This is a genomic window from Lysinibacillus sp. 54212 (genome assembly GCF_036662795.1).
In the GTDB taxonomy this organism is placed as follows: Bacteria; Bacillota; Bacilli; order Bacillales_A; family Planococcaceae; genus Lysinibacillus_B.
Window position 1 is genome coordinate 16,536 of the sequence record NZ_JBAFWZ010000022.1, and the last position, 14,119, is coordinate 30,654.

13 protein-coding genes and 1 pseudogene are annotated in these 14,119 nt (G+C 36.2%); 11 read left to right on the top strand and 3 right to left on the bottom strand.

Going from position 1 to position 14,119, the window contains the following annotated elements; all coding sequences use genetic code 11:
• Window positions 1–82: 82 nt before the first annotated feature.
• The 9 genes from V4T18_RS13975 to V4T18_RS14015 all read left to right on the top strand — a co-directional run bounded on the left by V4T18_RS13975 (window position 83) and on the right by V4T18_RS14015 (window position 11,199).
• Window positions 83–1,258, top strand: coding sequence for a DUF418 domain-containing protein (locus V4T18_RS13975; RefSeq protein WP_332650327.1), 1,176 nt, complete (start codon window positions 83–85; stop codon window positions 1,256–1,258).
• Window positions 1,259–1,315: 57 nt separating this feature from the next.
• Window positions 1,316–2,218, top strand: coding sequence for a fumarylacetoacetate hydrolase family protein (locus tag V4T18_RS13980; protein WP_332650329.1), 903 nt, complete (start codon window positions 1,316–1,318; stop codon window positions 2,216–2,218).
• A 122-nt stretch (window positions 2,219–2,340) separates the two neighbouring features.
• Window positions 2,341–2,703 (top strand): YisL family protein, encoded by a 363-nt coding sequence (locus tag V4T18_RS13985; RefSeq protein ID WP_332650331.1) that lies wholly within the window; start codon window positions 2,341–2,343, stop codon window positions 2,701–2,703.
• Window positions 2,704–2,870: 167 nt separating this feature from the next.
• Window positions 2,871–4,349: an alpha-amylase family glycosyl hydrolase gene (locus V4T18_RS13990; RefSeq protein ID WP_332650333.1), complete on the top strand. Its 1,479-nt coding sequence runs from the start codon at window positions 2,871–2,873 to the stop codon at window positions 4,347–4,349.
• Between the two features lie 971 nt (window positions 4,350–5,320).
• Window positions 5,321–6,334: an ABC transporter ATP-binding protein gene (locus V4T18_RS13995; RefSeq protein ID WP_332650334.1), complete on the top strand. Its 1,014-nt coding sequence runs from the start codon at window positions 5,321–5,323 to the stop codon at window positions 6,332–6,334.
• Window positions 6,331–7,287: an ATP-binding cassette domain-containing protein gene (locus tag V4T18_RS14000; protein ID WP_332650337.1), complete on the top strand. Its 957-nt coding sequence runs from the start codon at window positions 6,331–6,333 to the stop codon at window positions 7,285–7,287. Before V4T18_RS13995 ends, V4T18_RS14000 begins: the two co-directional genes overlap by 4 nt.
• A gap of 1 nt (window position 7,288) precedes the next feature.
• Window positions 7,289–8,251 (top strand): oligopeptide ABC transporter permease, encoded by a 963-nt coding sequence (gene opp4B / locus V4T18_RS14005; RefSeq protein WP_332650339.1) that lies wholly within the window; start codon window positions 7,289–7,291, stop codon window positions 8,249–8,251.
• A 31-nt stretch (window positions 8,252–8,282) separates the two neighbouring features.
• Window positions 8,283–9,179 carry an ABC transporter permease gene (locus V4T18_RS14010; protein ID WP_332650341.1) on the top strand — a complete coding sequence of 299 codons (897 nt, stop codon included), beginning with the start codon at window positions 8,283–8,285 and terminating at the stop codon, window positions 9,177–9,179.
• Window positions 9,180–9,390: 211 nt separating this feature from the next.
• Entirely contained in the window at window positions 9,391–11,199 is a 1,809-nt protein-coding gene (locus V4T18_RS14015) for an oligopeptide ABC transporter substrate-binding protein (RefSeq protein WP_332650342.1), read from the top strand.
• 62 nt (window positions 11,200–11,261) lie between these two features.
• On the opposite strand, the gene V4T18_RS14020 is transcribed toward V4T18_RS14015, so the two are convergent.
• The gene (locus V4T18_RS14020; RefSeq protein WP_332650344.1) at window positions 11,262–12,068 is read right to left on the bottom strand and encodes a Cof-type HAD-IIB family hydrolase; all 807 of its coding nucleotides are present in this window, start codon (window positions 12,066–12,068) and stop codon (window positions 11,262–11,264) included.
• Window positions 12,069–12,192: 124 nt separating this feature from the next.
• Between V4T18_RS14020 and V4T18_RS14025 the strand changes: the two genes are divergently transcribed.
• Both V4T18_RS14025 and V4T18_RS14030 read left to right on the top strand, forming a co-directional pair.
• Entirely contained in the window at window positions 12,193–12,951 is a 759-nt protein-coding gene (locus V4T18_RS14025) for a prolyl oligopeptidase family serine peptidase (protein WP_332650345.1), read from the top strand.
• Window positions 12,952–13,005: 54 nt separating this feature from the next.
• A complete protein-coding gene (locus V4T18_RS14030; RefSeq protein ID WP_442916944.1) occupies window positions 13,006–13,320 on the top strand; it encodes a metal-sulfur cluster assembly factor in 315 nt (104 codons plus the stop codon).
• Window positions 13,321–13,375: 55 nt separating this feature from the next.
• Here V4T18_RS14030 and V4T18_RS14035 read toward each other — a convergent pair whose 3' ends face one another.
• Together V4T18_RS14035 and V4T18_RS14040 are read right to left on the bottom strand one after the other, a co-directional pair.
• Complete coding sequence (locus tag V4T18_RS14035; RefSeq protein WP_332650346.1) at window positions 13,376–13,756, bottom strand: Crp/Fnr family transcriptional regulator; 381 nt, start codon at window positions 13,754–13,756, stop codon at window positions 13,376–13,378.
• A pseudogene (locus V4T18_RS14040) lies at window positions 13,757–14,071 on the bottom strand (cyclic nucleotide-binding domain-containing protein); the annotation flags it as partial.
• Window positions 14,072–14,119: the final 48 nt, after the last annotated feature.

The window sequence follows — 14,119 nt, forward strand, 5'->3', positions numbered from 1 at the left end:
ACTTTTCATAACATCTTGAACAGTGATAGGAAGGATAAGGGATATATTGTAACATAGAAGGAGATAGGAAGGAGGCGAAGAGTTGAACTTTCAACCAACGCAATTAAACGCTCGAGTACACACGCTAGATACGATTCGAGGCTTCAGTTTACTAGGGATTTTACTAGTCAATATGTTTGGCTTTTATTTACCAATGCCACACATATTGGATTTAAGTACTTGGTTTACAGAAGCGACGGATATTATTTGGCATCAAATATTAGATATTTACGTTCAAGGTAGCTTCTATCCATTATTCTCCATGCTTTTTGGATATGGGCTAGCGATGCAGTTTATGAAAGCACAGGCAACAGGCCGTGATTTTTATCGATTTGCATCCAAGCGATTACTAATTTTATTTATTATAGGAATGATTCATGCCCTCTTCATTTGGTGGGGTGATATTCTTGCTATGTATGCATTTTGTGGCTTTTTTGTCTTAGTCTTTATTCGTTTAAAGAGTGGCTGGTTACTGAGTATTGGCTTAGCATTAAATGCCTTGATGCATGTCTTCTATTTAGGGATTTTAGCTTTAGCGGGTGCATTAATGATTGGGATGGATGAAATCGCAATTGATATTACGATGCTACAAAATGCCATTACTGCTTATGGCACAGGGAACTGGCTAGACGCTTTTATGCAACGGTTACATGATCTCAAAATCCAAATGGGAATAGGAATGTGGTTCTCGGCTTTATTTACTATTTTACCGTATATGCTTATTGGGGCTGCTGCAGCCAAATGGCGTTTATTAGAGCGGGCGAAAGAACTTAAGGGGCTTTGGATTTCCTTTGCAGTACTTTTTGTTGCAATAGGTATTATTTTAAAAAGCTTGCCAATTAACTTAGGAAAAATATATTTATATGATTATATTCAAGTATCTATTGGAGGACCCATTCTATCGGTCGGATATATTGCTGTATTTGTTGTGCTAAGTTATATTCCTGTGATGAATAAAGTATTTTCGCCACTTGCAAAGGCTGGTCGAATGTCCATGACACTCTATATTATGCAGTCTATCGTTTGTACGATAATATTTTATAATTTTGGTTTTGGCTTATATGGAGAAATTGACGTACCAACTGCCGTTTACATTGCTTTCGCGATTTTTGCTATTCAAGTCATCCTAGCAGAGCTATGGCTATCGAAATTTACACAGGGCCCACTCGAAGCAGCGGTAAAAAGATTAACTTACGGGAAAATGTATTCAGAAAAGTAAGGAAATTCTTTCAATTTTAATGTATGATGTAGAAAAAAGAAGGAGCGCTTTAAAACTATGAAGCTATTATCATTTAAGTATAACGGACAAGTAAAATTTGGACCGAAAGTGAAAAAAGAAGACGCTGTTTGGGATGTACTAAAAATTCAACAGCAGCTTCAAGTGCTTCCAACGTTCCCGTCTACGATCATTGACGGTATTTCACTCGGCTTTGATTTTGTGGAGCAAACTCGTAAATTGGTAGATGCCGCACAAAAAAGTGAAAACGCAAATGAATTTAAGCTTACATTTACAGAAATTGAGTGGCTATCGCCAATCCCAAGAACGCCGAAAAATATACTTTGTATCGGTAAAAACTACAATGAGCATGCCATTGAAATGGGAGCGGCTGGTTCACCTGAGCATATAATGGTATTTACCAAATCGCCAACAGCAATCGCAGCTGATGAAGCAACTCTTCCAGTTCATAAGGATAAAACAGAAATGCTAGATTATGAGGGAGAGCTTGCAGTGGTTATTGGCAAGCGCGGTCAAAACATTCCTAAAGGGATGGTATATGATTACGTTTTTGGCTATACAATTGGAAATGATATTACGGCACGTGACCTACAAGAGAGGCATAAGCAGTTCTTCTTAGGGAAGAGCCTAGATGGTACATGTCCACTTGGGCCATACCTCGTATCAAAGGATGAAATTCCAGATCCTCAAAATTTATCTGTCGTGACGAAGGTAAATGGTGAGGTACGCCAAAATGGCTCAACAAAGGATATGATGTATCCAATAGCAGAAATAATTGCGACAGTTTCAAAGTATGTCACACTGGAGCCAGGCGATATTATTTTAACTGGCACACCAGATGGGGTAGGAAAAGGGATGACACCACCTACTTATTTAAAAGCTGGTGACGAAGTAAAAGTGTCAATCGAAGGAATCGGGACATTAGCAAATCGCTTCGAGTAAGCGTGACGTTGAACTGACACATTTTTTTAGTAAGGTTGAAACTCGAAATCAATTTCATTGAAAACTCTCACTCTAACATGGTAGGATGTTGCATGTAAAGAAAATTATGAGGTGGGAAAATAATGGGTTTTTTAACTAGTACAACGCATTTACACATTACAACTTGGGTAATTGCAATTATTTTGTTTTTCATTGCTGCAGTAGCAAGTAAGCCGAATAAAGGTGTACATATGGGACTACGACTGATGTACATTCTAATTATTATTTCGGGTGGAGCACTGTTCATGAATTATCGTGATGGCTTCGGAATGATATATGACATAAAAGTGTTATTCGGTATTCTAGTAATTGGCTTTATGGAAATGATCCTAGTCCGCAAGACTAAAGGGAAATCGACGACGATGTTTTGGGTATTATTCGCGATCGTTTTCTTCGTGACACTATACCTAGGCTTATTCAACGGAATTCCAATGAACTTTTCATAATTTAAAAATCTACGAGGCAAATGTGCTTCGTAGATTTTTTGCGTCTAAGTTCACCTTTTAGACGCATTTAAGATTTGATTTATGCTAATAAAATTCAAAATAGGGGGACCAACACAAGAATTTTTGGTAAAATGACGTTGGATTGCTTTGAAAGAGAGGGATTAAATTTGGGATTCAAAAAATGGATCAGCGCGACTGCAGCAAGCTTACTGCTAGCGGCCTCGTTTCAGACGGCTACAATTCAAGCTGAGGAATCGCGAACGATCGCTGATGAAAGTATATATGATTTATTAGTAGACCGTTTTTTTAATGGTACGGCATCAAATGATATAAACGTCAATACACAGGATAATACACAATTTGCAGGCGGGGACTTTACGGGTTTAATGAGCCGTAGTGACCATATTCAAAACATGGGCTTTTCAATTGTTTCTGTTGGATCGATTTTTACAACAGAAAAATATGACGGGTCTATGATAACTAGCTATTCAGAGCTGGAACCCCATTTTGGAACTAGTGATGAATTTAAGCAGGTTGTAGAAACCTTTAAAGAAAAAGATATGACAGTCATGGTTGATTTTCCCCTGTCAAAAGTGAGTGAGAATCATGAATGGGTGAAGGATGCTGCAAAGGCTGATTGGATTAGTGATAAGGCTAATGGTATTGCTAGCTTTGATTTAGGAAATGTAGATGTGCAAGCAGCATTGAAAGAAGCGATAATTACTTTCGTATCTACATATGGAGTTGGCGGTATCCGCTTAACAAATTTAGATGGGGCTAGTACGGAATTTGTTAATGAACTAATCGATGAGATTAAAGCGATTGATTCGAATATTTATGTAATTTCTAATGAAGAAAGCCCAGCACATTTTGATGCGAGCTACTATGAAGAAACAAATAAAATCTATCGAAATATATATAAAAATGTTGATTTAGATTCGTCTAATATAACAAAATATGTGGATCCGTATTTACATGAAGGACAAGTTCCTTCGCAAATAATGTTTGATAATTTATGGACAAATCGTTTTACGTATGATGTATTTGATGGACAGCATGGTCATCCACCAACACGAATGAAAATGGCTTACGCTGCTACGTTATTATTGCCAGGTGTACCAGTCATTCAATACGGATCAGAAATCGCGATGAATGGTAAGGTAGGTCCAGAATCGCACCAATATTATAACTTTAAGACAGATGAAGAACTAATCGATTTTATTAAAAACCTGCAAAGCTTAAGAAATCAATCTGATACATTACGTAGTGGCGATTTTGAAATACTAAAAAATGAGGATGGCTTCCTAGCATTTAAGCGTGAATCAGAAAAGGAAACATGGATTGTTGTTATAAATAATACGAGTGTGACAGACCGTGTAAACATTTCGCCAGAGTTAATTGGTGAAGGTAAAGAAATTCGCGGGATGTTCGAAAGTGAAATAATTAGAGAAAATAAGGAAGGGTATTACCCAATTATTTTAGATCGAGAAATGGTTGAGGTATACCAAGTGATTGATGAACGAGGGATTAACGTTTCATACCTTGTTGCATTAGGAATTGTATATGTATTATTTACGGTTTTCGTCATATCAATTGTTAAACGTGGCCGTAAACGACGTGCAGAGCAAAACACTCACGCTAAGTAATAAATAAGAGGCTACAGGCAATTGGATGAATTAATCTGCCTGTAGTTTTTTATTGAAATCACTTATGAAGATAGTGACAAAAAAATAAAACTATAAGCAAAATAATTGTAATTTTCTTTAAGTATGTTTATTGTAATAACGTTGTCTATTTTTAGTTGCGACGACTGTTTTCAGAAAATTGCACATATATAAAATAAAATAAGAATTTAATTGAGTTAGTTTCATAAAATGTTTTTCAAAGAAAAAGCACAGGCATTTAAGCCAAGTGGAAGACTGCTTTTATGGCTGCTGACATGCCTTTCACAACAGAGCAAAGCTTTCAGCAAGAATAATAAGTGAACCGTGATTTTGGATAGAACGTAGCGAAACCGTGTTTGATTGCGAAAGTAAAACGTCTCAGTGCTGTCCGAGGAACGTATTCGTATGTAGCGTAATGATGGGGATAATGGAGTTTTTTGTCGCTTTCCGGTTCTTGTTTGTTGATGAAACTATCATTGTGAAATTGATTCAAATTTCAAGAGATTTTTGTATAATATTCACTTGTTGAATGAGCATTCACTTTGAAGAATTAACTGTATTGTTTTATACTTATCTTTGAATTAAAATACCTAAAATATACAAAGGTAATACTTTTTCAATATAATATACGGCATTTTTTTAGAAGGCTGTCGATTGAGATGAATTATGGAATTTACACAAATAATCTAGCGCATTAAAGCGGTAAAGTGTATTTTTTCAAAAAAACTATTGTCGAATTACTATGATATATATTATATTATCCTATATTGCAATGATTATTGTTGTATATATTGACGAAAAATATTTTATAAGGGTATAATTCAAATCAACATTATTTGAATGTAAATTTCAACAATAAAGAAGTGATTTATTGTAAAGAATCACTAAACAAATTATGTAGTAAATTTTCGGAATATTCTTATCTACTAGTAAATTTAGAAAGGAGTAAAGATTTGAAATCCACAGACGAGCTTTTAGTAATCAATGATTTGCATACTGGTTTTCGAATTAAAGATACGTACTTCGATGCAGTTGATGGTGTCTCTCTAACACTAAGAAAAAATGAAATTCTTGCTATAGTGGGAGAGTCTGGTTGCGGGAAAAGTACGCTAGCCACTTCTATTATTGGGTTACATGATCATAATAAAACACGTATTCAAGGTGAAATCCTATTTAAAAACAGAAATTTAGCAAAGATGACTGAGGACCAATTCAACGAGGTTCGTGGTTCAGATATCGGTATGATTTTCCAGGATCCACTTTCAGCCCTAAATCCATTAATGAGAATTGGTGAACAAATCGAGGAGAGCTTGATTTATCATACGAAATTAACGAAAGAGCAGCGCCACAAACGAGTGTTGGAGCTTTTAACTCAGGTAGGAATTCCGAATCCACCTCGTGTTGCTAGACAATTCCCTCACCAGCTTTCTGGTGGAATGCGTCAACGTGTAATTATCGCAATTGCTATTTCTTGTAAGCCTCAAATTATTATTGCTGATGAGCCTACAACAGCATTAGACGTTACAATTCAAGCGCAAATCTTAGATTTATTGAAGGATCTTCAGGAGGAAACTGGAGCAGGCATTATTTTAATTACGCATGACCTTGGTGTAGTAGCAGAAGTAGCTGATAGAGTTGCAGTTATGTACGCTGGTCAAATTATTGAAATGGCTTCAGTTCAAGAGCTATTTAATAATCCAAAGCATCCTTATACGCGGTCATTATTTAATTCGATTCCACAGATGAATAGCAGCGATGAGAAGTTAAATGTGATTGAGGGGATTGTTCCTTCGCTGGTGAAGCTACCTCGAAAAGGTTGCCGCTTTGCACCTCGCATTTCATGGATTCCAGAATCTACTCATGAGGCAGATCCACGATTGCATGAAGTTGCAGAAGGACATTTTGTACGATGCTCATGCTATAAGGATTTTTATTTTAAAGGCGAAGAAGGAGGACAAACATCATGAGCTTTATGCAAATTAATGATTTAAAAGTCCATTACCCGATTCGCGGTGGATTTTTTAATCGTGTTATCGACCAAGTGCATGCTGTTGATGGTGTATCAATGGAGTTTGAACGGGGAAAGGCTTACGGTTTAGTAGGTGAGTCTGGTTGTGGTAAATCAACAACGGGTAAATCGATTATAGGTTTAGAGAAAATTACATCGGGTACTATTATTTATGAAGGTGAAAATGTAACGAATAAACGTCGTGATCGAAATTCAGCCTATAACCGTGATATACAAATGATTTTCCAAGACTCAACGTCAGCGATGAATCCGCGTAAGCGTGTACAAGATATTTTAGCTGAACCAATTCGAAACTTCCTAAGCTTAACACCTCAAGAAGAATCGAAAAAAATTAGTGAGCTGTTAGCCATTGTAGGAATGCCAGAGGATGCAAAATTAAAGTATCCACATGAATTTTCTGGTGGTCAAAAGCAACGATTAGGGATTGCACGTGCACTAGCAACGAATCCAAAGCTAATTATTGCAGATGAGCCAGTTTCGGCATTAGATCTATCTGTACAAGCACAGGTTTTAAACTTTATGAAGGACATTCAAAATGAATATGGCTTAAGTTATTTATTCATTTCACACGATTTAGGTGTTGTGAAGCATATGTGTGACTATATTTCTATTATGTATAAAGGTAGATTTGTAGAATCAGGTGCGAAGCATGATATTTACAACAATCCTCAGCATATTTATACAAAACGATTATTATCTGCGATTCCAGATGTATCGCCAGTCGGTCGTGATGAGCGTAAGCGTGAACGTATTGAAGTAGAGCAACATTACAAGCAAGAACATTCTAAATATTTTGATAAAAATGGACGGGTATTTGATTTAGTACCTGTATCAAATTCTCATTTTGTTGCTGCTACGAGTTCAGTCTTACAAGTAAAGGAGGGAATCTAATATGTGGAAAACGATAGTTCGACGTTTCTTAATTATGATTCCACAATTATTTGTCCTAAGTTTACTTATCTTCTTTATGGCGAAGTTTATGCCTGGTGACCCGTTTACAGGGATGATTACACCAGAAACGGATCCAGCTCGGATTGAAGAATTACGAGAAAAGGCAGGATTAAATGACCCGTGGTATGAGCAATATGCACGTTGGATGGGTAATGCCTTCCAAGGTGATTTTGGCAAAAGTTATACGTATAAAGTACAAGTAACGACGATTATTGGTGAGCGTGCGTTAAATACGTTCTGGTTATCATTATTAAGTGCGTTTTTACTTTATTTAATTGCAGTTCCATTAGGAATTTTAGCAGGGCGCTATAATAATACGTTATTTGACCGTGGTGTAGTGCTATATAGCTTTATAAGTTATGCCATTCCAACATTCGTATTAGGATTATTATTCTTATACTTCTTTGGCTATCAGCTTAGCTGGTTCCCAACAGGCGGTTCTGTTGATGTAAAACAGGATCCAGGAACACTAGGATATATTATGAGTAAGATTTATCACATGCTACTACCAGCCATTACGTATGCTCTATTAGGAACAACTGCTATTATTCAATACCTACGTACAGAGGTTATTGATGCAAAAACGATGGATTATGTACGTACTGCACGTAGTAAAGGAATACCGATGCGCAAAGTATATACACGTCATATATTCCGTAACTCATTATTACCAGTAGCCGCATTCTTTGGTTTTACAATTACAGGATTATTAGGTGGGTCAATTTTTATCGAGCAAATTTTTTCTTACACAGGCATGGGACACTTATTTATTTCATCAATCTTATCTCGTGACTATAGTGTTATTACGGCACTAGTTATGTTATATGGCTTCTTAGCATTATTAGGTAGTCTATTATCCGATATTATTATGAGTATTGTTGACCCTCGTATTAGGATTGAATAGACAAAACTAAAATGTAAAGGAGAGATTGAAAATGGTTAAAGAAAAAACTAATCAAGAGGTAGTAAGCTCTCCGCCTACAGGTATGCAGGTAATTTGGCGAGAGTTCAAAAAAGATAAAATAGCAATGTTTTCACTTGTTACACTTGTGATCACTATTATAGGAATATTTATTTGGGCATTATTGTTAGACCAAGTAGAGGTTATGCGTATTTCTCTAAGTGGAAAATATGCGGAGCCTAGTGCAGCTTATTGGTTAGGCGGAGATGTAGGAGGCCGTGATGTTTTCGGTCAGCTTATTATCGGTGCACGAAACTCAATTGAAATTGCGATTTGGATTACAATCATTACAGGTACTTTCGGTATTTTAATTGGTTTGATTTGTGGCTACTTTGGTGGCTGGATTGATAATTTATTTATGCGTATTATTGATTTCTTTATTACAATTCCACAATTAATGATCATTATCGTATTCCTTACAATTGTACCGAAATATGATAAATGGACGTTCATTGGAGTTATGAGCTTATTCTTATGGACAGGTACAGCGCGACTTGTGCGTTCTAAAGCGCTTACAGAAAGTCGACGCGATTATGTAAATGCTTCTAAAACTCTAGGAACAAATGATTTTGTCATTATATTCAAAGAAATTATGCCAAACTTAAGTTCGATTCTTATTATTGAGTTAACATTGAATTTTGCTGGTAATGTAGGGATTGAAACAGGTCTTTCGTATTTAGGCTTTGGTTTGCCTCCTGATACGCCATCACTTGGAACTTTAGTAAGTTATGCTAATAATCCACTTGTTTTATCTACGTATTGGTGGATATGGCTACCAGCGGCACTGTTAATTTTAATATTAATGCTGATGATTAATTATGTTGGGCAAGCTCTACGCCGTTCGGCAGATGCGAAACAACGTTTAGGTTAATAGATTGGAAGGGCTGTACTTATTGCAGTCCTTTCAATATAACTATAATAGACTGAATATTGGTTATTTTATTAAAGGTGTTTATGTACTAGAATTATTATACAATTATGGTACTCTCATATTTGCCATTTGTAGGTAGGTATGTTATGTATAAATTAGCTGTATTTTACTTTGAAATGCTAGCTAAAGTAGAAAAAAGGGAGGAAAAGAAATGAAGAAACAAAAATGGTCTCTTCTAGCTATGTTATTTGCAGCACTTTTAGTATTAGCTGCTTGTAACGGCGATGGAGATAAAGACAAAGACACTGGCAAAGATGATGGTGGCAAAAAAGAAGAGCCAAAAGAATTGGCTTTCGAAACTTCAGTTGAAAATGAAGGTACAGCTATTAAAGGCGGTACTTTAATGGTTGCAATGCAAAAGGATGAGCCTTTCCAAGGGATCTTCTCGTATGCGTTATATGAAGATGGATACGATGATGAACTATTAAAATTTGCTTCAAACAAAATTTTCGAAACTGATGGCGACTTCTTATTTACTAATGAAGGTATTGCTTCGATGGAAGTTAACCAAGAATCTAAAGTAGTAACAGTTAAAATCCGTGAAGGTATTAAATGGTCTGACGGTGAACCTTTAAAAATTGAAGACTTAATCCTACCTTACAACATTATTGGTCACAAGGATTACGAAGGTGTTCGTTATGATTCTGATTTCCAAAATATCGTAGGTGCTGTTGAGTACCATGACGGCAAAGCAGAAACAATTTCTGGTCTTAAAAAAGTTGATGAAACAACGTTAGAAATTCAATTAAAAGATATTTCACCTGGTATTTTCTCTGGTGGTGACGGGTTATTATACTATGCTGAGCCTTCACATATTCTTGGAAGTGTAGCAGTGAAGGATCTATTAGAGCATGATGCAATTCGTAAAAATCCAGTTACTCTTGGCGCGTTTGTTGTTGAGAAAGTAGTTTCTGGTGAGTCTGTTCAATATAAAGCGAATCCAAACTACTGGAAAGGCGCTCCTAAATTAGACGGCGTTATTGTAAAAGTAGTTCCATCTGCTTCAATTGCGAAAGCATTAGAATCAGGTGAGTATGATGTTACATCATACTTCGGATCATCAAAATATCCTGAAATTGAAGGATTAACTAACATTGATATTCTTGCTCGTCCTGAGCTTTACTATAACTATATTGGCTTCAAGCTAGGTAAATGGGATGCAGCTAACGGAACAGTTGCAACTGATATCGAAGGTTCAAAAATGGGTGACGTAAAATTACGTCAAGCTATGGCTTATGCTATGAACGTTGAAGAAGTAAATGAAGTATTCTATGATGGCTTACGTACACGTGCGAATGCGATCGTACCACCTGTATTCACTTCGTTCCATGATAAATCTTTAGAGGGTTATTCTTATGACCCAGAGAAAGCAAATGCTTTATTAGACGAAGCTGGATACAAAGATGTTGATGGCGACGGTATCCGTGAAGATAAAGCTGGTAAACCATTCGAAATTAAATTCGCTACAATGTCTGGTGACGATGTAGCAGAGCAAATCTCTGCATTCTGGTTACAAAACTGGGAAGAAGTAGGATTAAAAGTTGTTTATACTGATGGTCGTACAATCGAGTTCAACTCTTTCTACGATAAAGTAGAAGCTGATGATCCAAACATCGATATCTTTATGGCTGCATGGGGTGTAGGCTCTAACCCATCTCCATCGGGTGTATATTCAGACAAAGCTGAATTTAACTTCACGCGTTATTCTTCACCTGAGTTAACAACAATCTTAAAGGACATCGATTCATCAAAATCATTTGATGCAGATTTCCGTGCAGAGCAATTCCTTGCGTTTGAACAACATATTGCTGAAAATGCACCAGTTGTTCCGTTACAATATCGTTTAGAGCTTGCTATCGTAAACAAACGTGTGAAAAGCTGGAATATTGATTATGCAAACGAAGTATTTAGTAACTTACATGATGTTGAGTTAGTAGCTGACAAACCAGTTGCTCAATAATTAATGTTTCAAATAAAAAACTCTCGGACTTGGCAATACCGCCAAACCGAGAGTTTTTTTTATTATAGCTTTAATCGATCCTCTAAAAACTTACCAATTCCGTCCTCATTATTGCTTAATGTAATTTCATTGGCAATAGATTTTAGCTCCTGGATGCCGTTATTCATCGCAACGCCAATTCCTGCATAATCAATCATCTCAAGATCGTTATCCTCATCACCGAAAGCGATAATGCGGTCACGTGGAATGTTAAATTCATGAGCAACTTTTGATATACCTACTGCTTTGTTTAGCCCTTTACGCACAATTTCTACGATATGGAACGGGGCGCCCCAGCGACGATGCTCGATTAATTCTGCATGAACATCATGCAAATGCTGACGAATAATAGGCACATTCGATTCACTTGACTGAATAAGTAAACTTGTTGGATCCTCAAGTAAATTAAATTTTAAATTGCCCATAGTGACACGTGGGTTACCCATATTTAAAATATTCATTAGTTCGTCATTATCATTGTGCAGGTAAACATCATCCATAACCTCAGCGATAAGGTTGTTATATTCATATTTATGAATAGAATCGACGACATCATGAACAACGCTCATTGCAATCGGTGAATGCATAGCATCCCATGCCTTGTTTCTTGGATGATGTACAAGTGCACCGTTAAAGTTAACAATAGGAGTCGTTAAGGCAAGCTCATTATAATACAGCTGGCTAGCACGAAAAGGTCGACCAGTTGCAATCATCACCTGATGACCAGCCTGCCTTGCTTTTGAAAGAATGTCTTTAGTATATGGAGATATTGTTTTTGTATCCGTTAATAATGTACCATCTAAGTCTAACACGATTAAATGCTGCTTCATTTTGGTACCTCCTCTCTACCTTTATCAATTTTATCGTTTAAATAAACGGTTCGTCAAAATTTTGTAACTTAAATTGGATTTTTTTGTTACGCTATAACTACATAGTGGTTGAGGAGTGAATAGAGTGATTGTAGAAAAAGAACTTTGGAATGAAATACCGATATTACATGTATATAAGGAAGAGATGACAAATGAAACACCTGTTGTCATTTTTCTACATGGATTTTTAAGTGCGAAAGAACATAATTTACATTATGCGTATACATTGGTTGAAAAAGGAGTGCGAGTTATTTTACCAGATGCCTATTTACACGGTGAACGAACGCAATCCTACTCAGAGGCGAAAATGAATAGCATGTTTTGGGAAATCGTTTTAAACTATATACAGGATGTCGGCATAATTTATGAAGAACTCCATAAACGAAATGTATTAACGACAGAAGCAATTGGGGTAGCGGGTACATCGATGGGTGGTATTACAACAGCAGGTTGCTTAAAAAATTATAATTGGATCAAAACAGCTGGAATTCTAATGGGAATCACAAGCTATACAGACATGGCGCAGTATCAGGTTAGGCAGCTTAAGGAACAGGGGATAGAGATTCCAATAGCAGAGGAACAGCAGCAGGCTGTTTTAGATAGGTTAGCACAGTATAATATCGATTCCTCTTTAGAAATTTTTGAACGAGTGCCCACTATTTTTTGGCATGGAAAGCAAGATAATGTTGTACCTTATTATATGACCTATCCGTTTTATGAATATTTAATAAAGGAAAATAAAGCACATAAGGCTCGCTATATTTTAGACGAAAAGGCGGGACATGCTGTTTCAAGAAATGGGATGTTAGAAGTAACAGAATGGCTAGCACAACATTTGGCATAATTCGTAACTTTTGATATGATTACTGTTATCACCGTTGTGAAAGGAGTTTCAACTATGGCAATCGATCAAGATATGAAAGACAGTATGTTAGGTGCATTAGAAAACGTAATTGACCCTGAGTTAGGTATTGATATTGTCAACTTAGGCTTAGTATATGATGTAGATTTAGATGATGCAGGTTTAGCAACCGTAACAATGACATTAACTTCAATGGGCTGTCCTCTAGGTCCCGTAATTGTGGATCAAGTAAAAACAGCGCTAGCTGAATTACCTGAAGTAAAAGAAACAGAAGTAAATATCGTTTGGACACCAGCGTGGTCAAAAGATAATATGTCACGCTATGCAAAAATGGCATTAGGTATCCGTTAAGTAATTAATCCCGTCTTCCACTCGAAGGCGGGATTTTTCTAATGTAAAAGGATTATTAATCAATTCGACAAATATGCAACGGACAGTTTTCGCAGGCAATTTCATCTTTTAAAAATTGCAAATCTAAAATGGTAATATATCCTTTGTCAAAAGTAATAATGTTGTGCTTTTTTAAATCGTTTAACATGCGATTAATCATTTCACGGCTTGTTGCACAAAGATTCGCAATTTCAGTATTTGTTAATGTGAAATTAATGAACACTTCATTATCATGACGAAATTCACCGTATGTATTTGCTAGTCGAATTAAAGTAGAAAACAATGCCCCTTTTTTGCCATTTAAGACAAGGTCGCGAATTCGGCTTTGATGCTTCAAATTTTCAGTTTGTAACCACGTTAAATATTCAACTAGTAAAGATGGATGCTCCGTTAACAAAAGCTCTAATGTGGCTGTTGGTAGTACAAGTACATTCGTTGGCTCAAGTGCCTTGGCGGTAGTCGAATGATAATTAAGCTTACAGAATAGTGAACTTTCTCCAATAATCCCATCTGTTCCGCAAATTCGAATCGTTAATTCCTTTCCGCTCTCTGTTTCTTTACTTATTTGAATGGCGCCTTGTAATACAAAAAATATATTCTCCGCACGTTCACCTTCACGAAAGATATAGTTTCCCTTTTCTACATGTATGCCTAATCCATGCTCTTGAAATAAATGATAAATTTTCGTTGAAATACTGTGTAAAGTAACGATTTAAATCACATCCTTACTGAAGTGTGTGAAGAGAATGAACTGAAATAT